Genomic DNA, 20,920 nt, shown 5'->3' on the forward strand with positions numbered 1-20,920 from the left:
CATCGCGTTCACGGCGAGCTCGATGTCCATGTTGCCCTTGACCTTGCGGCGGCCGGAGGCGTCGATGAACTCCTTGGTCGCCTTGGTGACGACGGTGTAGCCGTTGTAGTCGAGCCAGTCGATCAGCGGGCGGATCGAGGAGTACTCCTGATCCTCGATGATGGCGGTGTAGTAGAACGCCCTCAGCAGCGTCCCGCGACTCTGAAACTCCTTCAGCAGGCGCTTGTAATCGATGTCGAAGCCCAGAGTTTTCGCCGTCGCGTAGAGATTGGCTCCATCGATGAAGAGCGCGACCTTATCCGTAGGTGAATGGGACATCTGTAGGCTTTCGGTGAGGCAAGTCGGGGTTAATTCGCGACGCAAATTCGGTCGCATTCTGTATGGATAGAGATCGTCTCAAATGTTTTAAGCTTCAACTAATATCACACCTATGCAGGCGTGGAACTCTAACATTGCCCGAAAGTTCTCTCTGTCAATTTTGTGATGTATCCTGTCCATTTCCAAGTGCGCATTTGAAGGTTCCATAAATGAACGCTGGCGATTTTGCTCTCTTTGATTTGTCGATACATAGGCGCGGTCGTGCCTGGCGATGGTCCGTCATTGACCGGTCAGGCAACCCTTTGTTGACTGGCAGCGAGCGCAGCAGGACTGCAGCTCGTTACAGGGCCACTAGGGCAATCTTCCAAATGTTATTGACGGCTCCGCATCGAACTCAGAGTTATCCAGCAGCCTGGTCGCTCGCCTCGAAGATTGAAGCGCCACGCACCTCCCCAGACGCAGGGAGAAGGCGAGGCTTGAAATCGAGGGGCTAATAGGCGCCGCGCCGGTCTAACGAGCTGGGTGACGGCAGAAGATTGCCTATCACGGCAAGATTAGACCCGCGCGGTAAGAGCAGCGGAAACGGCGCATCTGATCACTGCACTTTTCGCCCGAGGTCTCTCAGGAGCGAGTGGAGAAAATCACTCGCATGGTCGTACCGCGCGCCGCCGCTCGCGATTTCACGGGCCCGCGGCTCCACTACACTACCGACGGTTTCTGGACCAAGGAGATCCGCTTTTTCGGACCATTGCTGCAGGAGGCGATCAGAAATGTATTCTGCAGACCCGAACAACCTCAAAAGGCATTCCTCGGCTTCGGCTTTGTGGTCGTGATGAGCCTTCGTCGCATAGAAAGCGAATAGTCCACGAAAAGCATCACGGGAAACGGCTGGTTTTGCCATTGCAATGTCCCCGCATAATTGAACTCTCAACGAAGAGGCCACCTAAAGGCGGCCTCAGAAGTTCATTGGTTGATCTAAACAATACGTACTGAAACGCCTGCCGCAGCGTTGCCGCTGCTTCAGGACCCGGGTGTAAATAGATGCGAGATGAACGTGCGGGCCCCGGTCACAGGAGCATGCCAAGTTGTCTCGCTTCTGCCAACAAGAATCTGACGACTTCCGGGAAAATCTGGCAATCCCAAACCTATGTCAGTTTAATTGACATACGGACCGAGCCGTTCGGCAAGCGAAGTATCATAATAATCCATCAGGCTACGTGCTCAACGAGCTCGGCAATTAGGCCGTAGCAAAGGGAAAAGGGCCGCTGCGATGCTGAACGAACATCCCGTGGAGCTTTGGTGCGAAGGTCGGCGCCTCGCCTGTTTGCAGCCGCAGCTGGACTACTACTTGTACTGATAACCCCGATCAGCCCGCGGCGCGAAGGCGGCGCCTTTTTGTTCAGTCTTTGAGACCGGACATGGCGAGGGACAGCTGTCCCTTTGAGGGCCGCAAGTTTGGTGGTTCCTCGCACGGCATTGCCGATTCCGCTTGTGGCCCATCCACGAAGTGGCAGCACGTCTCATTGAGGTCCGTTCCATGGAGCTTAGCGGACTGAATATGCTCGCGTTGAGTTTTTCGCCTTTGAACCCGCACCGCACATCGCGCGGCTGGCAGGCGTACTCGAGAATCTGTGGCAGAGATCATGGCCGGACGGCCCCAATGTGTTAGTTTGGGGCGAGTGATAGGTTGTCTCTAGGCTTTGCGGAGGCATCAGACATGAAGCGGCGCGAGTTCATAACGGCACTCGGCGGCGCTGCGGTGTGGCCGCTGGCGGCTCAAGCGCAGCAATCTAAAAAGATTTACCGTATTGGATATCTGACGGCTAATCTGAGCAGCTATCCTTGGGTAAACGGCTTCGTTCGCGAATTAAGTGATCGCGGCTATTCAGAGGGCAACAATCTCACCATCGAATGGCGGGAGGCAAAAGGACATTCGGAACTTCTGCCCGGGATGGCTGCCGATCTCGTCCGGCAGAATGTCGACGTGATCGTGGCTGTGGGAAATTACCCCGGACTTTTGGTGCAGAAGATTACTGCGACAATTCCCATTGTCGTGCTCTCGAGCCGCGGCGGCGTTGAAACCAAATTATACTCGTCTCTTTCACATCCTGGCGGGAACCTTACGGGTATCGACAATCTCTCGCCTGCTCGCGATGTCAAACGTGTCGAGTTCTTGAAAGAAATTGTTCCAAAACTCTCGCGGTTGGCAGTTCTTTACAATCCGCTTCCCTCCTACGCCAGCAATCATCTCAACAGTATTTCTTCGGGATTTGAAAAATTGGAAATTGAAGCGCAGCCGTTTGAAGTTCGTTCACCGCCGGAATTTGAGGTCGCGTTTGCTTCAATCCTGCGCAAAAGGCAGGATACGATGATTGATGCGATGACTACCGTCACCGATCCGATGTTCGTCTTTGATCGCAAGAGGATTGTCGACTTCGGAATAGAAAACAAAATTCCGAACGCCCATGAATATCGAGAATGGGTGCAGAGCGGCGGACTGCTTGCCTTTGGTCCGACAATTGATGGAATATGGCGTCGGGGCGCATATTTCGTCGAGAAGATCCTCAACGGGGCAAAGCCAAGTGATTTGCCCGTCGAAGGGCCGAGCGAATTTCATCTTGCGATCAACCTCAAAGCTGCCAAAGATATGGGCCTATCTGTTCCTCAGCATTTGGTCGCGAGGGCTGACGAGTTGATTAAAGCGGACGTGCGCTAAGTGCTCAGCGATGTCCGCTAATGACCACCCATTGCAGACCTCCGGGTTGAGGACCGGGAGCATTCCGATGTTCTCGAAGGTCAAGGCGCTCGGCATCGATCTCCCTGCGACGCTGCTCGGCCGCGCCAACGAGGTGATTGAATAACGATCTTCTGCGCTGCACGAGTCTGCAGTTGGCCCGTAGCCGACCTGCGCCAACACAGCCGCTATGTCTGCTTTCAGGAGATAAGCCGAATCCAGCTCAAGTCGGGCGGAAGTCAGCCTGCGAAAAGAGACGTCGAACTGAGTGCGGTCTAACCGTGCTCACAGGGCCGCCGAAAGCAAAAGGCCGGCATTTCTGCCGGCCCATACGGTTCAAAAACAAACTCCGCTAGCAGGTTTTTCCAGACATCTGCGCGGCCCGAGATGTGCACCCCGAGCCGGCCCTCGGCATTGATTTAGATTTGGTTGCGCCGGTCACTTCCCGTTGTGGCCCATCGCCGTTGGCGGGTGTCGCTGCATGTCGGCGCCCTGGGGCAGATCAGAAGTTTGCAGCCGCCAGTTCGGCGGCTTGTGACCCTAAGCGGAATGTGACTTGCGACCGGAATGTGACTTGCCACTCATGATGAAGTCGCGAATGACCCGAACACTTATTCGGATCGTCTCCCTGTATGTCATGAACGCGTTCGCTTTTGAGCTGAGGACTTGGGTCCGGTTTGGGACCAGCTAATCTGCAGAGGCAGGAAAGTCGTAAAGAGTTCAACGGATTGACGAAACCTGGCACCGGTTTATGTATTAGGTGCCCCAGAAAGCTCACTGCATTCATTCGCAGCTTCACTCGCCCGTCGCCCTCCTCGTGCATTGCTCAAAGACCATAGATCTCCGGCAGTCGGAGAGCCGCAACGTCAGTCGAACAACCACTCCCCGTGCAGGTATCTCGGGCGGCCGATGATCATCGCTTCGGGCATGACCATCCCTAGATGGGAAGTATTAGATGTCCAGGGCGCTATCTGAAGAATTCCTGCTCCGGACCGGAGAGTGCCTAACGACCCAAGAGTGCCGCGCCTGGCACACACTTCCGCGATGATCAACACCCGGCCACGAGAATGCTTGTCCCCGCTTCCGTCGTGCTTTGGAACGGATTCGCCGAAAGATAGGTGGCGTCGATCTTCACTTCGTCAACGCCGAGGCGATAGTCGCTTGCCCATCTGCTTTGATGAGGTTTGATCAATTGTCGCTCAAAAACGACGAAGTAAGAAGCTCGATGTAGTCCTTGATGCGAGAGACGAACATTCCGAGAGCGCTGATGGAAGTCGAGGACAACCGCCACGGGCTACGCTTAGCTTGTTTAAGCCGGTTGCTTCGGGCAACGCAGATGTCTGGACACCTCCGATTCGGAAGAACCTTGAGTGCGCAGCGAATCCAAGCGTTGCGGCTGAATGCCCGTTTAGGCTCGCGAAAAAACGGACTCGAACCTCAGCAAAACGAGTGTCTTTTCGCAATATATCTCAGAAGTTGCTGTTTTTTTAGTGCAAACTCGGCTTTCCGCTTGGCTTAGCAGGCTCAACCGATACTCTGATCTCGCTATGCGAATAATTTCGATCAGACAGCCCTGGGCGAGCTTGATTGTGACCGGTGGGATCGACGTCCGGACGGGGGCGACGGTGCTCAAGGACGTCGAGAACCGCACCTGGATGACTACCTATCGCGGTCCGGTTCTGATCCACGCCAGCCAACGTCCGGATGCGATCCAACCGGCCGAGATCGAGCGGCGCTTCGGCGTGCGTCTCGCGTTCGAGCAGCAGCTCGGCGGCGTCATCGGCATGGTCGATATCGTCGATTGCGTCCGGCCACACCCGAGCCCCTGGTACGCGCCACAGCACTTCGCGTTCGTTCTCGCCAATCCCCGACCGCTCCCGTTCATCCGGTGGAAGGGCGCGCTGTCGCTGCGCGCGGCCGCAGCCGAGCTGCTCGCGCTCGTTGACGAGCAGATCATGCAAGCCGCGTAGTCGCCGCTTCCCCATTGCGACAGCGGCTCTCTTGAAGAAAATTGCCGCTCAACACAAAGCATAGTTGTCCGACTACGTTTCGTAGAGTGCTGCTCTCGACTGAGATCAAAGACGATTTTCGGCTGTCACTACGATTTCACTACAATCGTAGAAATCCGATCCTTGCAACTCTACGCTTGGCAACTACAGGCAGCGCCGTCACGCTTCTCTCGTGATCAACAGCGCACCAGCACGAGAGGAGAAACGATGTGCAAGAGAACCGTCCGGTGCTTACCCTCGCTCAACAGTATGAGTTGCTCGCGAAGCAGTGGTTCCACCTCGACCGTGGCCACTGCTCCAACCGGCAAGACAAGATCCAGGACAAGCTAGTCCACTTGGCGCTCTGCGTTGATCATCTTCGACCGCAAAGCATCACGGGAGCGAGATTTCAAATCGAGTGCGCTCTGTCCGAGATGGACGTTGTTGTTCGAGGCGGCGATGCACCTCAAATCCGACTGGCGTCAGAGGGGCGCGTGATGAAGCTGCTCCGGCAAGTGCTTATCTTCCTAGATGAGCGTAGCGCCGATCTCCCCGAACGCATGGAAGTTTGTCGTTCCCGCCGGAAACGGACCGCTGAAACGGAAGTACGGTTCGGAATAAAGGCACATGCAAAAAGGAGATCAAGCAAATCAGGAGCGGCGGCGTTGAGACGCCGCTCCTCATCGATGACAACCCGCGCATGAGAGCGAGCGACCGCCAAGCCAGATTGAAGCGAGCGAAAGAGCTCGCGCGGCCGGCCTTCGATGTGCTGAGGTTCGAGCAGCTCGTCGGTAACATAAGCGTTGAAGGAGAGCAGAAGCAGCTTCGCGAATTTGCACAGCGAGGGCTGTCCGGTTCGCTCCTCGTCCTATTTAGACTGACGCGGCTCGATGAGTTTTCGCGACTACAAGTCAGGCATCTCGGCCGCAGGGTCCTCGAAATTCGATGGTCGAAGGCGAGCGACGTCAAGCTGATCGCGTACGAGCCCGGTGAGTGGGAAGAACTGCTCGAGCAGGTCGCGAACGTGTTCTGACGGTTCGGTGACATTGGTGTGATCACGATCGGACGTGTCTGGGGATCGAGCAGCCAGACCCGGCATTGGTTTGCGCCAGCCACACCCTAACATTCTGCCCCCCAATCATTTCCATTTCGTCGAGCCAACATCTCGACTGTTCGGACCGCTCCGCACAGCACCCGCGTCGTGCCAATGTTCAGAAAAAGGAGCGCACAGCCCATCGTGTTAACGATTATGTCCGCCTTTGCTACTAATGGTAGCCGGGGGGATGCCGTGTCGACAGTTTGCCCTCGCTTCCCGACCGGCAAGGAAGGTCCCCACCCGACCGGGTTTGCTCAATCGCGTTGACCACCTTCCAATGCGGGTGCGTTGTATCGGAGCTGACGATGAAACGGCTATGGCTCGTACGCCTTGGTAGGCATGGAGAGCAGGAAGCTCATGCGCTTAACGCCAATGAACTGCTGCTCGGCTTCAAGACGGGGGATCTGAGCCAGGCAACAGACCGGGACGCGGTTTTTGAAAGTTTGAAGCGCGCATTCCCCGATAGCAAGGCAAACGCGCTCCGCAATTTCGCTGCTCAGCTCAATCAGTTTTGCAACACCATGAAGACGGGCGATCGTGTAATCGTGCCGTTCAAAACCAAACGCGAAATTGCTGTTGGGGAAATCGTGGGCCCTTACGTAGACAAATCCGGCCAGCCTGCGCGCCCCGTGAAGTGGTTGAAGGAAGGTCTGCCACGGTCCATTTTCCGGCAGGATCTTCTCTACAGCTTCGGGGCGGCAATGACCGTTTGCGAGATCAGCCGCAACGATGCGCTGAACCGCGTGGAAGCCACGCTAAGAGCCGGAAAGGATCCTGGGTTTGAGGGAGCTGCTCTTCCGGTTAGAACTGTTTCAGCTGGGGAGAGTGGCGACACGGAGGTCGAAGACGTTGATCTCGCAGAAATTGGCCGCGATCAAATCGAGAAATATATCACCAGTCACTTCGCAGGACACGACCTGACCAGGTTGGTGGCGGAAATTTTAAAGGCGCAAGGCTACCTAGCGAATGTTTCGCCTCCGGGACCGGACAGGGGCATAGACATTGTCGCGGGTCGTGGCCCCCTCGGTTTCGATCCGCCTCGGATTATTGTCCAAGTGAAGTCAGGCACAGCTGATCAGCCCACGCTTCAGGCCCTCATCGGATCAATTCAGGATACACAAGCTGATTACGGTTTGTTGGTCAGCTGGTCCGGCTTCACTTCAGTGGTGGAAGCTCGAAAAAGCCAGCTCTATTTCCGCGTGCGTCTATGGGGACGAACAGAAATTATCGAAGCTCTCTTAGAAGTATACGATCGGCTTCCTGAGGAGCTGAGAGCAGAGCTACCGCTCCGTCAGGTGTGGAGCCTTGTTCCGGAAGAAGATCAGGAGTAGAGCCGCGGACCTTCCGACCGATTGCTGACCGGCGCCGGCTCGTGCGATGGCTAAGCCCAGTCACACAGCCAAACTTTGCAACGCGCGCGTTCGCAGAAGCCGCGCCCGTCGCGACCCGTTTTCATCAGAAGCCTATGGGGGATCCCGATGACATTGATCCAAACCGGCAGCTCTATTCCAGATCGCCATCTATGCCTTACATTTGATGACGGGCCTGGGCCGTATACCGCGGACATTAGTTCTTATCTGCGAAGCGAGGGGATTTCCGCGACATTCTTTCTTATTGGAAAGTTCGTTGCGGCTCATCGCGGTACTGTTCAGCAACTCCTCGACGACGGCCATGAGATCGGAAACCACACCCACAATCACCCCCATTTAACTGCGCCGCCCTACGCCGTTGGCTCGGAAATCCTCGGTGCCCACAGCGAGATCAGAACGTTCGTTGCGCACTATGAGAAGCCGTTGTTTTTTCGGCCGCCTTATGGATTTTGGCCGACACTGCCGGAGCTGAACGATGTGCGCACGCCTCAAGGTGAACGGCTAGGTGACTTGTATGCCGGTCCAATATCGTGGGATTTCGATGGTGAGGACTATAAGTTTTGGGCTGCAGCAGCGAGTGCCGACGATGCAGATGCTCTTCAACGTGCAAAAAGTAACTGTTTGAGGGCACGACGCGGCATCGTACTTCTGCACGACCACTGCGGTGATAGCCATTTGATCGCTGCGCAGACCCAGACCTATCGGATGATCAGGCTCTTGGTTCCTCAATGGAAGAAACGAGGCTACCGATTTGTCTCGCTTCGCGACGCCTATCGCGCCGGCCATTTGAACGTTCCGATGTGAGCGGCGGCCCCAGCAGCCGCCCGACGACCGAACGTAGTGAGTGTGGAAAACTTCAGATCCTGCCGTCAAGATGGCTCAACCTGAGGCGACTGCACTGAGAGCCCCCTGCTATCATTCCCCGTTGTCATCAAACGTGGGGTTGCAAGTGCCTAAGCCCGCAAAGAGACATGCCGGAGGTCGCGCGACCGAGGCAGGCATGGACTTCCAAGCCGAGGTCGCCACTTGGGCGGCCGCGCATCTGCTCGCACGATTGCCGATCGGCGGCCGGTTTGGTCTTCCAAATACCGCACTTCCTGTCGAATTGCGTCTCGAGACTGGCGAAGGGCTAGATGACACCCATGTTGAATTAAACGATGGCTCATGGATTGATTTGCAGAGCAAGAGAACAGCGGGCCTCTCACGGAGCCCATCTAGTCCGCTCGGCAAGACGATCACACAACTTGCTGGTCTCGTGAGCGCTTCTCAGAAAGCCGGTAAAGTCTTGGATCCAAAACGCGCGCGCGCCGTGCTCTCTGTTAGCGCTGGAGCGCCGCAGTCACTAGACGATCTCGAGAGAGGATGTCGAGCGTTCGACCTTGGTGGGACGTGGGCCGACACCAAGGCGCAGCGATCTAAGGCAGAACGCGAAGCGCTTGAATTGTTCGAACTCCACGCTCGAGCTGCATGGTCAACCCTGTCGAAAGACGAGCTTACCGAAGACAATCTCGTGCTGATGGCGCGAATATTTCGGATCGTGCATTTTTCGATGGACGAGGGACAGGATAATTGGCGGGAAGCATCGCGTATGATAGGAGCGCGCCTCTACGGCTCCGAGGCCGCAGGTGACGCACCCTTACGTGATCTCAAGGCCATCGTCCGCGGTCTGATTGGAACCGGGGCGCCGGCAAACCGCACCGGTCTACTTCACGCTCTGCGAAGGTGTGAGCACAACGACGTCGGCGCGCCAGATTATAATGCAGACCTCGGCCGATTAGCGGCCATAAGCGATGCCGAACTGGGGCGACTGGCCGTCCACACTCATCTGCCAATCGCGGGCGGCATTCCTATCCCACGGGATAGCGCTGCCCCGCTCGCTGCCGCGATCGCGAGCGGACCACTCATCGTTGTTGGCGAGCCAGGAGCGGGGAAGACCGGGGCTCTTGTCGAACTAGCGAGGGCGTCCCGCCGTGCTGGTCAAAGAGTGGTGTTCCTGTCGGTCGATCGATTCCCTGGGGTTGGGATCGCTTCCGATTTACAATCCGAGCTTCGCCTCGACCATCCCTTGGTTGAGGTGCTCGCGGCAGCGCCGGGAGCGGAACCAAAGCTCCTCATCATCGATGCCCTCGATGCCGCACGTGGAGGTCCCGCTGAAGGTGTCTTTACTCAATTGATCGAGCAGGCGAGCGTGCTCGCAGAGGCCGGCTGGACGATCGTAGCCTCGATCCGCACTTTCGATCTCAGGAACGGGCGGCGCTTCCGCGATGCCATGCCAGGAACGCCGGTTGATCCGGCGTTTTCAGATCCATCGCTTGCCACGGTTCGCCACTTTCAAATCCCGCGATTGACCGACGCCGACTTAAATGCCGCCGCGGCACATACATCTGTGCTTAGCGATTTGCTCGCTGCTGCTCCTGGCGTGCTTCGAGACCTCTTGCGGAACGTGTTCAACTTGTCGCTCGCTGCGCAGCTGATATCTGACGGAGCAACGCCAGACAGCATTCGCAATGTTTCTACTCAGTCAGATCTGATTGACGCCTATGAAGATCGCCGTCTTATCGGAACATCAGTGCGACAGGCGGCGGCGGCGGCCGTGAGCGAGATGGTCCGTAGACGCCGGTTGGCCATCCGAAAGGTCGTTATCGAACACGAGCGTCTTGACGATGTCATCCGCTCTGGCGCCCTCAGCGAGGTAGGCGACTTGGTTAGCTTCTCACATCACGTACTTTTCGATCACGTCGCTGGCCGCTTCTTCCTCGATTGGGATGACCCATTGAGGCTTACTGAACAACTTGGCGGCGACAGCTCGATTGCGCTGATGCTTGCGCCTGCGCTCCGGTTTGCAGTTGAGCGGCTCTGGCGCTCGGATCGTGATGGTAAATCGGCTGTGTGGCACTTTATCGCAGACGTTTACTCGAAAGCGGATGTCGATCCCGTTCTGGCGAACGTTGCACTTCGCACCGCCATTGAGCGTGTCCAGAATATATCCGACATTGCGGGGCTCGCAGGACTACTTGGCGGGCACGGCAGCGAAGAGCAGCTTGCCACGATGTTATCCAGACTAGCCCGCTTTGTCGGACTCGCAGTCAATGCAAAGGGCGCAGCCACGCCCGATGAAGCCATAGCCTGGGCAACGATTGCTGAAGCCGCGGCAAACGTTGGTTCGCGCGCGCTGTCCGATGCTTCACATTCTTTGCTTATGACACTGTTCAATCAGGGCGACTTAGCACAACCGGTGTTGCTTCATGTTTTTGGTCGCGCGGCGCGCTCGTTACTAACGCTGGCTTGGGCCGCTGATCCTCAGCTGCCAATTACCACCACGAACGCCCTCCGCTTTGTCGGAAAAAGCTTTGCATCCGATCCACTAGCGTCGCGCGCCCTCTTGGATCACACGCTTCGTGATCCTCACTTCTCCGAGCACGCAGACAAGGAAGCGCCCTGGCTCGCCGAGCAAATCATGCCGATTGCGCGAGCCGATCCTGAGTTCGCGGTCAAAATCTTCCGCGTGCTCTATTCGCGCGATATCACCGACGACAGTAGGTCATTCATGGGCGGGCAGCCTAGCCGCATAATGCCGCTATCCTCAAACCGTCGTCAGGATTATCGCAGTTGCCGGTACCGCTTGGTAAGCGAGATCAGACATTTGCTCGAGCTCTCTGCTAAGTGGGGCACCAGGGCTGTTATCGAAGCGGCGATTGGCGAAGAGGATCGTGAAGGCGCGGATGGCGATGGTCGCAAACGGGTATCGCTAGCAGGCGGTCAGACGTTTTACCTCATTGGAATAGAGCAAAGCTTCAACGACTGGAACGATCCGGGCAGGTATCGCTCCGATCAGGACTATGATGCTCTCACTCATTATGTGACTTTCCTGCGCGGCTGCGCAATCGGTGCGTTCGCCGAGAGCATCGAGGCTGCTGCGTCAGGCTATTCGAGCCCCGCGGTGTGGGCACGAATACTCGGTGTTGGTGCGGGGCGCGTAGATGTTGTTGACCTCCTTTGGCCCTATGCGACCAATCCTGGCCTTCTTGCTCATCAGGACACTGTCCGTGACGCCGTTCGCTTTTTGGCTGCGGTTTATGCCGGGCGCTCGTTGGACGAGCGCAGAGCATTCGAAGTTGAAGCGCTTAAGCCCGATTTGTTCATAGACGAGCGCGAGCAGCGTTGGTGGCGGCGTGCGCTTGCGCGAGTGCTCTCAACGGTCGACGAAGCTGCGCTCGCGACGAATGCAATGCGCGCGCTACGCGGTGAGCTCGCAGCTGCGAATGAACTTGGTGGAAATCCGCCGCTTCGCTCAATGACGACGAGCTGGGGATCCACACGAGGACTAACAAGGAGCCTGCTATCTAGCGAGGGCATCAATGTAGACGAGGGTGTGGATGCTCGAATGGTGACACAATCCGAGGGTCTGTACGAGCTTGTCCAGGCGACACCGTCGGATAGCGAAGCGGACAAATTAGCGGCGCTGTGGTCAGCTACCGATGCAACACTCGCGCTATTCGATACCCATGCTGACGAGCTTGACGGGCGGGTCGGACGACCAGTTTGGGGACATATAAGTAACGCAATCGAACGCCTCGCCAGCAGCGCTGCTTACGTGCCTGGTACATCGAGCATGCCAACGATCGAAGCGCTACTAACAGTCCTGCGCCGACTGTGGACAAGCCGCTTCCCTGAACCAAATGAAGACGACACAGCCCTGAGCTGGGGCAACTGGGACGTCCGCGTCTATGCCGCGCAAGCTTACGCGCGTCTGGCCGCACGATTTGGGACTGAATATCACGAGATTGTCGAGAAGTTCGATGAAATATTACGCGATCCAATTCCACAAGTTCGACTGCAGGCAGCCCAAAACCTGCAGGTTCTCTATCAGATCGCGCCCGAGCGCATGTGGCGTCTTGCGAGCTCGGTCGCGGCCGATGAGGAGCATGAGGAGGTGCTCGGAGCCTTTCTCGGCGGGGTACTGACAAGATTTACGTGGCATGAGGTTGATCGCTGCGAGGCTATAATCGAGACTGTGATGGCACGATCGTCCGCGAACGAACTCAAGAGGGAGAAAAAGCGAGATCACGTCTTACAAGCATTAGGTCACCTCGGTGCTCAACTGTGGGTCCGGCAAGAACGCTCCAAGGCACTTGGATGGCTAACCAGCTGGTCGAGCGATCTTACCAAACATCAAGACCTTCTAACTTCCTTTCTTTCGCCATTGCGCACGGCATTCTTTGCCCGCTACACCTCAGCAACTGGTGAGGAGCGCGCTGTTGCTGACCGCGCGCAAAGTGCCGCAACTTTAGTTTTACGAGCATGCTCTGACGTGGCGGCCGAAAGCTACGCCGCCGCCACCTCTAGTGAGTTCGATCGTGAAACACGTGAAGAGGCGGCTGAGCGCTATCGCGCTGCCGAGAGCCTCGTCAGTTTTCTCATGAACCAGCTCTATTTTGGATCCGGTGCGTATGCGGACAGTCAAGGTGGAGACGCTGTTGGATTGGATAGCTCAGACGCAATGCGTCAGTTCTTGATTGACTACGACGAGGTATTGCGTCTCCTCGCCAACTCCCACGAGCCGGCGACACATCATCATTTGGTCGAACTCTACGAATTCCTTATCCCCGGCGATCCAGCCAAGGTATTTGACGCGCTGCATGCACTATTAGTCGGTGCTGGCGCGCGCGAAGGTTATCACTACGAGGGTCTTGCCGCGCCGGTCATCGTGCGTATAATCACGCGCTACATTGCCGATCATCGCTCAATCTTCGAGGACGACGCGAGGCGCGCACGTCTCGTGCAGATACTTCGGCTTTTTTCGGACGTTGGCTGGCCGGAGGCTCTCAAGCTTCTCTATGATCTGTCAGAGCTACTGCGTTGAAACCAACAGACGCTTACGGTTGATTCGAGCCTGGCGACTTCCACTGGCTGCCTACGAGCCGGGTGACTGGCAAGTGCCGCTCGACCAGCTCGCAAACGTGTTCTGAACTGACGGACGGCCGCATCACCAGCGCTCAAATCGAAGCGCCTTCGGACCCATGATCACCCGCAGATCCCATGATAAGGCTGGGGACCCGCGAGGTGGTATGCTCTCGCAACGCAAGCGCAAAATTTGCCCGCGTCCATCTTCGCTATCGAAAGTCAGCGTCTTCGGGACCGGACAATTGAGGCCCGCTTCTTCTATTATGCGTTTAAATTCGGTTCGCTGCCATTCCGGGAGTTGTTGCTCCTTCTGCTGAGCGTGGCCCGCCGGTGGCAAGAGGAGGACGACCAGGATCGCGCAATACGGGGCGTTTGACCATTCCATTGATCTTGCCCAGCCTACTTATGGAAGATTGTCCAAGCCCACCCAATCGCGGCGCTTGCACCCGCGATTGTGGCTGCGATAGCCGCCCACCGCGTCCAGAAGACCGTTCGCCGGTGACGGGCTTCTTCGACGGCTTCTTTTCGGCGGTCGTGCCACGCGAGCCATTCCTGAGCGAAGCCTATCGTCAAGTGGGTTTCGGTGCCGATTGGGATCGAACCGGCCGAACCAGCATTGGTCTGCGCAAGCCGCGCGCGGACATTCTGAACACCGATCGCTTCGAGTTCGTCGTTCCAGCGCTTTGCCTGGTTGGGCTGTCCCGTTGCCCATCGCGAGGTCTCGTATGGAAATTTGTCGGACTTCATAGCTTTCGGCATCGCGGCCCTAAAAGGCTTGAGGTTTGTCGATTGTGCCGACGCCTTCGCAGTTTTGACAGACGCCCCGCAAGCGATCGTTTTTGTTCGGATCGCCGCAGCAGACCGGACATGGGAGCCCCTCATCTGTTCCGGCCTTCACGATCTCCATCTGGCCGCTGCAGACTATGCACACGCATTTGCCATTGCAGACAGGGCACAAGGTGTTCCCACCGGGCATGCTGGGATGGCCTTTCCTATGATGCTGCCTTCATACACCCGCGTGAGCTGCCCCGAGCCTACCGCGAGACCGTTTTCCCCGGCAAAACGTCCGCCACCCTCCGCAACTTGTTGGTATCTGGGTTGGTATGCTAGGGATTTTTGTCAGAAAATCCCTTTATAAATCAACTGGATATACGGAGTTGATCGTCCCCTCAGCCGGCACCACCGATTTAGCCGACACCGCGGCCTTATAGATCGGGGCACTCCTCAGTCTGACGACGGCTAGAATCGATTTCCAAGGCAATCACGTCAGAGTTTTCCGAGCGACCGTTACACTCAACTCGAGCAGCGGGTGCTTCTCGTTCCTGACTGTAATGAGGACCTGCGCCCCCTTTGCCGATGCGACGTCTCTGGCAATCGAGGTCGCCATTGCGATCGCCTCTTTTTCGGCGGCTTCCGGGCCGGGCAAATCCACCCCGTCCTCGTCGACCGCAGCGAAAAAGTCGTCCTTGATGTCGAAGTAGAACTTCATGGTTCAGAGCGACGGATTGAGATGCAGATAAAGCACGTCGAAGTCTGCTATTTCGCGCAACCTGGCTTCATCAAGGATCGATATTCTTCCCCGCTCCAGGTCCAACACGCGCTGAGCACGCAACTGCTGAACGACGCGATTCATGTGAACCACACTGGTGCCGACGGCGTCGGCGAGGAGTGCCTGAGAGGCCGGAAAATCGAAGGACAAGCCGTCCGCTCGGCCGATCGCCTTCAATCTGGTGTAAAGCTCAAGCACGAGATGTGCCACGCGGCTCGTGGCTTCGCGTTGACCAACGTTGCAAATCCACTCCCGGAAGATCGCGGCGTCGGTCAGTGTATCGCGCCAAAGCGCTTCGGCCACGTTGGGCCGCTTTCTTATAAGTGAGCGCACCGCTGCATGCGGAATGAAGCCGAGAACGCTATCGCCAAGCGTGCTGACGTCATGGTCCATCACATGCAGAAAGAGCCCCTGCAGATCGGGAATGTCGCCGGGTTGGTGAAAGGCCATGATTTGGCGGTGGCCATTGCCGACGATCTTTGATCTCAGGATAAAGCCATCAACGACAAGGCAGCATGCGGAAGGTCGATCTCCGAGAGAAACGACCGGTTGACCGCCAGCCATCCGCTTCACCGTGATTGGCAGATGACGGATAGCGACCTCGTCCTCTTCGTCAATTTCGGTGCTAACCCGCAACCGCGCCAAGAAAGGTTCGAAAATTTCAGCGTTATTCATCGTTTACTCCGATCGGCAAACGAGTTTTTGTCACGTTCGTTCCAACCCGGGATCGCCAGCTATTGTCTCACGCGAAGCAGAGGGACTGCCGCAAATTCCAACCCTCGGCGGAACCAGACGGGAACGGCGTCAATTCATCTCGCCGCGAAGCCTTGGCGCGAAGTTTGACGCGCAACTCTCACTTCGAATGCTTCGGTGCGCTGCTTTGCTGGAAGTGCTCAGCGCCCGGTATTTCCACCCAGTCATGTTTCGACTGTTCGAAAACCGAGCGGATGGGCGCCGGGTAGTTCGGAAGCCCGATCGCGCCAACGGCAACGCCGATCATCGCAGGCAGATTGTCCGCCTTCCAATAGACCGTCGAACCGCACTCGGGGCAAAAATGGCTGCGGACCTTACCGCCGCTTGCGGCTGTCCGGACGTACTCCTTCGACGTTCCCGAGATCGCGACGCCCTCCGCCGGATAGAACGCACCGACGCCGAACGGCGCGCCCGTTCGACGCTGGCAGTCGACGCAATGACAGGCGACGACGAGGCTGGAAGGTCCTGGAAGCGACAGCGCGAGAGCGCCGCACCTGCATTGGGCATCGATCATCGGGATTCACTCCTCCCTCGTTGGTCCTGCTGTTCGGATGGAGCGCAGCGCGATCCCGCTACAATTGATCGAGCCGCCACAGCCCGAGGCTCTTGTCGCGCCAGCCACCACCGCCCTCTTCGCAACGCTCGTTGATCAGCGCGCGCGGTGCCGGCCAATCGAACGGTGCCTTCTCCATGTTCAGCGCCCGCCAGTCGCCGTCCTCGCAATCGCGATTGCCGTCCCATTCGGGGAACGTCGTGACCAGCAGGAAATGCGCGCCGCTGGCGCGAAAGTTCGCGATGGCGCGAACGATGTTGTCGAAGCTCAAATGCACCAGGCAGTCCCGGCACAGAACGATATCCGCGCGCGGCAGTGCATCGCGCGTGATGTCGGCAACGAGAAACCGGCCTGACAACTCGCCGGCCGCGACGCGCTGGCGATTGGCTTCGATCAATGACGGCACGATGTCGATGCCGGTGTAGTCGAGATCCAGCTTCATGCGGCCGATCCAGCCCGCGTCCCCGCAGGGCGCGTCGAGCAGCGAGCGCGCGCCGAGCCGTTGCAACAGCGGAGGAAGCACCTCACGGATCGCGGCGGTCGCGTGATCCTCCGAGCCGAGGCCGGACACCGAGGTCGCCGCACCCCACAGGTTCGTCTTTTCGATGCGCTCGAACCGCGCGGCCAGATCGAGGCCCGCGAAATTATCGCGGTCGGCGACGAACCGCTCATGGGCGAGCACGGGTGGACGCTTGGAGATCATGGACGGGATGTGAATTCCGACGCAGCCACAGTATACAGGCAAAGCGAGCGGTCCGAAACGGTCCGTAAGCGAACCTGCTTACGTCATCGGTCGCGTCTCGCCCCCATGCGCCCCACCACAGCCAAAGAGAAGGCCAGGATCGCCGCCGGCGCGGCGGCGGCCGTCGTCATGACGGCCGTGCTGTTCGCGATCGCAATGGGATTTCTGCTGGCGCTGTAACCGCTAACCGCGCGATCGACGAAAGCCGCCGCGCTGACTTAGGCGGTGCGCACCGTTCGGAGGAATTTTCCGACTTCGTCCTTCAGCCGGTTGCTGTCGGTCGCCAGCATCTTGGCGGTGGAAAGCACCTGCGAGGAGGCCGAGCCGGTCTCGGCCGCACCGCGCTGTACGTCGGCGATGTTGGTGGAGACCTGCTGGGTGCCGTGGGCGGCCTGCTGCACGTTGCGCGAGATCTCCTGGGTCGCGGCGCCCTGCTCCTCGACGGCTGCGGCAATGGTCGACGACACCTCCGACAGCCGCTCGATCGTCGTGGAGATGTCGCGGATCGCGTTGACGGATTCCTGGGTCGCGGTCTGGATGCCGGAAATCTGCTGGCTGATCTCGCCGGTCGCCTTGGCCGTCTGCTCGGCCAGCGTCTTCACCTCGGCGGCGACGACCGCGAAGCCGCGGCCGGCCTCGCCGGCACGTGCCGCCTCGATCGTGGCGTTGAGCGCCAGGAGGTTGGTCTGGCCGGCAATGGTGTTGATCAGCTCGACGACGTCGCCGATGCGCGTCGCCGCAACCGAGAGCTCGCTGACGCGCACCGTCGTGGTGCGGGCCTGGGTGACGGCCTCGCCAGCCATCCGTGCGGATTCCTGCACCTGGCGGCTGATCTCGTTGACCGAGGAGGACAGCTCCTCCGTGGCGGTCGCAACCGACTGCACGTTGCTGGTGGCTTCACCCGAGGCGACCGCGACGACCGAGGTGAGCTCCTGCGCACGCTGCGCGGTGGTGGCCAACGTCGAGGACGACGCTTCGAGCTCGGTGGACGCCGAGCCTACTGTCTCGATGATCTCGCCGACCGCGCGCTCAAAGCCGTCGGCAAGGTTGACCATATCGCGCTTGCGCTGATCAGAGGCCTGCTTCTCCACTTCGACCTGCGAAGCCTTGAGGCGCTCGACCTCGATCCCATTGGTTTTGAAGATTTCGACCGTCTTGGCCATGTCGCCGATCTCGTCGCGGCGGTCCGTCTCAGGCACCTCGGTCTTGAGATCGTTGCGGGCAAGGCCCTCCATGGCGAGCTTGAGGCGGGCAATCGGCCGTGACATCGCATTAAGGCCGATGAATAGCGCGATCGCGATCCCCAGGATCAGGCCGCCGGCGCTGACGCCGATCACGGTCCAGGTCGCGGATCTGGCATCGCGGTTGATGGCGTCCTTGCGCTTGGCGACCGCCTGTGCGGTCTCGCCCACGAACTGGGCAATGCGCCCCAGGGCCGCATCCATCACCGGGTCGCACTCCTTGTGCGCGCGTTCGGATGCCTTGGCGTTCTCTTCCGGGCTGCTTGCGAGTGAGCCTGCCTTCAGCACCGGATCGCAGCCGGCGAACACGGCTTTCAACTGGTCGCCGATGCTCTTGATTTGGCTCGCGCGCGCGGGATCGTCCTGCTCGGCTGCCTCGAGGTATTGGCGGATTTCATCGCGGTTCTGGGTCGCGGTCTTGAGACGGTTGGCGTTGCCCGCCTCCGTCGCCTCGGTGAAGACCGCATAGAGCGCGGCATGATAGGTCTCTGCGCGGCGCTGGGCCCGCGTCAGGTTGAGCGCTGAGGATTGTGCTGCGGAAAGCTCGGCGAAGCCGTCGACCGTTGCCGAGAGCTCGCGCGTGCCGAAGCCCGCGACGGCGACCATGGCAAAGCCCATCACGGCGACGATCAGCGCGACCTTCCACACGATTTTCAGATTGTTCAAAACGCTCATTGCAGCCGCCCCAGTGATTTTCTGCCGATACATATTCCCAGCACCGTGCATTGGAACCAGCTGACGTTAAGATTTGATGCCAGATGTTCCGGGTAGTCTTACGGAAAACTAACTATTTGGGCTTCCGCCGTAAGCTTGGTGTAAGCTTCAGCCTATTCCGGGGTGTGAGCCGGGCTTGGAAAACCGGAACCGGTCGGTGGCGTCGTCCGTTGTCGGCCCATGCGGATCAGGGAAGAAAACCGAAACATGTTTCTGCTGGCGACGGTGACGCTGTGCTGTAGCGCCTTGGCTGGAGCAATTGCGCTGTTCGAACCGGCTCCGGCAAAGCAGCAGGCCCAACGGGCAATGATCGATGTGACCGCTCCGACGCCGGTTCGGGTGGTCGGGGCTCCGTTCGAGCCCAACCTCAATCCGCGGGAGCGCTAGCCCTCACCCCGGCGAGACGTCGGCGCCCTCCTCGGGACGGCGTTTGGCCCGGGCCAACTCCTCAACGAAGGCGATCACCTCCGCCCGTTTGTCGGGCGGCAGCGACAGGAACGCGCGGACGAGCCTCAAGCCCTCGGCTTCGGCTGAATGGTCTGCTTTGACATCCATTCCCCACTGTCGGGCGGCCGGGAAAAATATGCAATCCCCCACCCAACACCTTCTTGATTCGGCCGGCCAGCTTTGCTGGAATGACCCCGACAGGGGTGCACCATGAAGTGGATCACGGAACGCGACGCGCTGATCGCGCAGACAATGGCCTTCGTCCAATCGGTAACCGGCAAAAAGGATGACTTGCATCCACCGGAGATCCCGATGGCGACAGTGGCCGCGTCAGTGCAGATCGTCCCCGTCAACACCGTCGTCGAGAGCAAGCCACTTCCGCCCCAACCCTTGCCTCTCCCATCGCAGCGCGCGGCGAGCCACGACGTCCGCACCGAGATGCAGGCCCGCATCGCCAATTTCCGCAAGCATCAGGAGCGGTTCGAGCGCGAGCGCGAGGAGTATTGCGCGGCCACCCTGACTAAACTGCGCGCCGCCATTCGCGACGCCTCCCCCCGGCCACCGGCTGAAAAGTAGAGCCGGGGCCTCCCGTCGCGGGCTACAGCCAGGACCACACCAGCCAGAGATTGGCCGCGCAGGCGCCGATCAGGGCCAGCGTGAGGGGCAGCAGCATGTGCCCGCAAGAGGTTTTCAGGTCGGTCGTCATGACCGAAAACATCCCCTGATTCCGCCAAATGAGTCCCGGGGATTCTTTTTTTCGGGATTCAGGACTCGTTAAGGACTCAGGCCCCGGCGACCCTGATCACGGCCGCGTGATCGACCGGCAATCGGAACCCCTCCCGCGCAAAATCGTTAACGCGCTTTCCGGGAGCGGGAACAATGCCCTACGCCCTGTTCTGCAACGACGCCCAGATCAGCAAGGCCTATCCTGATGAGTCCGACGTCTGGAGGCTCGCGCAACGAAGTGGCCTCGTCGTGGACGTAACCGCGGATGACAACCGCCCCGGGCCACGCCGGGTGCTCGACAACGATTACGAGATCAAGCCGTGCCGGGCCGCACAGGGCGAGGACCCGGCCCGGAACAAGGCCGAGGCCGATCGCCAAGCGAGGATGGAGCTTGAGCTGAATTCCTGAAGACGGATCAAGGATGGGAAGCCGGAGCTCACAAAAAGCTCAGGGCGTCGCGGTCGCGAGCGAGGCCTGCTCGCCCGCCAGAGCCACGCAGGCCTTCCGGCGATGCAGCCCACGGATCGCGCCGGTGACCTTCAGCACCTTGCCGGAGGAGCACGAGGCGTCCTTGACGAAGGCCACCTCGTAGGGTGCCAGCATCAGAGGCTCGGATTTGAGGATCGTTTGGGCAGCGCACGGCAAACTGACGAAGCACGAGAGCACCACAGCCGACACCAAGATACGCATGTCCGTCGTCCCACCAGCCCGGTAATTCTCATATAACGCGTTCCGGCGCGCGAGTTCCCTAAGCTGCAAAAATTATTTTTGCTTTACCCGAGCTC

Annotated in this window: 20 protein-coding genes; 10 read left to right on the plus strand and 10 right to left on the minus strand. The window is 58.7% G+C overall.

What is annotated here, in order from left to right; all coding sequences use genetic code 11:
• Positions 1 to 318: NYN domain-containing protein (locus tag N551_RS0120135; RefSeq protein WP_027568424.1), on the minus strand; the 318-nt coding region annotated here is incomplete at its 3' end.
• Between the two features lie 595 nt (positions 319 to 913).
• Positions 914 to 1,219, minus strand: coding sequence for a hypothetical protein (locus N551_RS37280; RefSeq protein WP_081747919.1), 306 nt, complete (start codon positions 1,217 to 1,219; stop codon positions 914 to 916).
• A gap of 816 nt (positions 1,220 to 2,035) precedes the next feature.
• Here N551_RS37280 and N551_RS0120145 point away from each other — a divergent pair.
• The 7 genes from N551_RS0120145 (at position 2,036) to N551_RS0120180 (ending at position 13,369) form a co-directional block, all read left to right on the plus strand.
• A complete protein-coding gene (locus tag N551_RS0120145; protein ID WP_027568426.1) occupies positions 2,036 to 3,034 on the plus strand; it encodes an ABC transporter substrate-binding protein in 999 nt (332 codons plus the stop codon).
• A gap of 10 nt (positions 3,035 to 3,044) precedes the next feature.
• The gene (locus N551_RS39570) at positions 3,045 to 3,179 is read left to right on the plus strand and encodes a hypothetical protein (protein ID WP_256379033.1); all 135 of its coding nucleotides are present in this window, start codon (positions 3,045 to 3,047) and stop codon (positions 3,177 to 3,179) included.
• Positions 3,180 to 4,641: 1,462 nt separating this feature from the next.
• Complete coding sequence (locus N551_RS0120160; RefSeq protein WP_197031173.1) at positions 4,642 to 5,022, plus strand: hypothetical protein; 381 nt, start codon at positions 4,642 to 4,644, stop codon at positions 5,020 to 5,022.
• A 718-nt stretch (positions 5,023 to 5,740) separates the two neighbouring features.
• Positions 5,741 to 6,073, plus strand: coding sequence for a hypothetical protein (locus N551_RS0120165; RefSeq protein WP_027568428.1), 333 nt, complete (start codon positions 5,741 to 5,743; stop codon positions 6,071 to 6,073).
• A 368-nt stretch (positions 6,074 to 6,441) separates the two neighbouring features.
• Positions 6,442 to 7,467 carry a restriction endonuclease gene (locus N551_RS0120170; RefSeq protein ID WP_027568429.1) on the plus strand — a complete coding sequence of 342 codons (1,026 nt, stop codon included), beginning with the start codon at positions 6,442 to 6,444 and terminating at the stop codon, positions 7,465 to 7,467.
• A gap of 147 nt (positions 7,468 to 7,614) precedes the next feature.
• A complete protein-coding gene (locus N551_RS37285) occupies positions 7,615 to 8,310 on the plus strand; it encodes a polysaccharide deacetylase family protein (protein WP_081747920.1) in 696 nt (231 codons plus the stop codon).
• A 196-nt stretch (positions 8,311 to 8,506) separates the two neighbouring features.
• Positions 8,507 to 13,369, plus strand: a complete 4,863-nt coding sequence (locus N551_RS0120180; RefSeq protein ID WP_245287826.1) for an ATP-binding protein — start codon at positions 8,507 to 8,509, stop codon at positions 13,367 to 13,369.
• Positions 13,370 to 13,809: 440 nt separating this feature from the next.
• Here N551_RS0120180 and N551_RS36035 read toward each other — a convergent pair whose 3' ends face one another.
• From N551_RS36035 to N551_RS0120220, 6 genes are all read right to left on the minus strand, one after another.
• Entirely contained in the window at positions 13,810 to 14,157 is a 348-nt protein-coding gene (locus N551_RS36035; protein ID WP_051462871.1) for a hypothetical protein, read from the minus strand.
• Positions 14,158 to 14,671: 514 nt separating this feature from the next.
• Positions 14,672 to 14,899, minus strand: coding sequence for a hypothetical protein (locus N551_RS0120195; RefSeq protein ID WP_027568432.1), 228 nt, complete (start codon positions 14,897 to 14,899; stop codon positions 14,672 to 14,674).
• Between the two features lie 3 nt (positions 14,900 to 14,902).
• The gene (locus N551_RS0120200; RefSeq protein WP_027568433.1) at positions 14,903 to 15,634 is read right to left on the minus strand and encodes a Crp/Fnr family transcriptional regulator; all 732 of its coding nucleotides are present in this window, start codon (positions 15,632 to 15,634) and stop codon (positions 14,903 to 14,905) included.
• 178 nt (positions 15,635 to 15,812) lie between these two features.
• The gene (locus N551_RS0120205; protein WP_027568434.1) at positions 15,813 to 16,226 is read right to left on the minus strand and encodes a GFA family protein; all 414 of its coding nucleotides are present in this window, start codon (positions 16,224 to 16,226) and stop codon (positions 15,813 to 15,815) included.
• A 58-nt stretch (positions 16,227 to 16,284) separates the two neighbouring features.
• The gene (locus N551_RS0120210) at positions 16,285 to 16,968 is read right to left on the minus strand and encodes a class I SAM-dependent methyltransferase (protein WP_027568435.1); all 684 of its coding nucleotides are present in this window, start codon (positions 16,966 to 16,968) and stop codon (positions 16,285 to 16,287) included.
• Positions 16,969 to 17,225: 257 nt separating this feature from the next.
• The gene (locus N551_RS0120220; RefSeq protein ID WP_027568436.1) at positions 17,226 to 18,923 is read right to left on the minus strand and encodes a methyl-accepting chemotaxis protein; all 1,698 of its coding nucleotides are present in this window, start codon (positions 18,921 to 18,923) and stop codon (positions 17,226 to 17,228) included.
• A 246-nt stretch (positions 18,924 to 19,169) separates the two neighbouring features.
• Between N551_RS0120220 and N551_RS0120225 the strand changes: the two genes are divergently transcribed.
• Positions 19,170 to 19,349 (plus strand): hypothetical protein, encoded by a 180-nt coding sequence (locus N551_RS0120225; RefSeq protein ID WP_027568437.1) that lies wholly within the window; start codon positions 19,170 to 19,172, stop codon positions 19,347 to 19,349.
• 3 nt (positions 19,350 to 19,352) lie between these two features.
• Here the strand turns inward: N551_RS0120225 and N551_RS38920 are convergent, their stop codons facing one another.
• The gene (locus N551_RS38920) at positions 19,353 to 19,517 is read right to left on the minus strand and encodes a hypothetical protein (RefSeq protein ID WP_197031174.1); all 165 of its coding nucleotides are present in this window, start codon (positions 19,515 to 19,517) and stop codon (positions 19,353 to 19,355) included.
• Positions 19,518 to 19,619: 102 nt separating this feature from the next.
• Here N551_RS38920 and N551_RS0120235 point away from each other — a divergent pair, with 102 nt between their 5' ends.
• The gene (locus N551_RS0120235; protein ID WP_027568438.1) at positions 19,620 to 19,985 is read left to right on the plus strand and encodes a hypothetical protein; all 366 of its coding nucleotides are present in this window, start codon (positions 19,620 to 19,622) and stop codon (positions 19,983 to 19,985) included.
• 303 nt (positions 19,986 to 20,288) lie between these two features.
• Positions 20,289 to 20,543, plus strand: coding sequence for a hypothetical protein (locus N551_RS0120245; RefSeq protein WP_018455390.1), 255 nt, complete (start codon positions 20,289 to 20,291; stop codon positions 20,541 to 20,543).
• 39 nt (positions 20,544 to 20,582) lie between these two features.
• On the opposite strand, the gene N551_RS39745 is transcribed toward N551_RS0120245, so the two are convergent.
• Positions 20,583 to 20,825, minus strand: a complete 243-nt coding sequence (locus N551_RS39745; RefSeq protein WP_018455389.1) for a hypothetical protein — start codon at positions 20,823 to 20,825, stop codon at positions 20,583 to 20,585.
• Positions 20,826 to 20,920 lie beyond the last annotated feature (95 nt).

Source organism: Bradyrhizobium sp. URHA0013 (assembly GCF_000518345.1).
Lineage (GTDB): Bacteria > Pseudomonadota > Alphaproteobacteria > Rhizobiales > Xanthobacteraceae > Bradyrhizobium.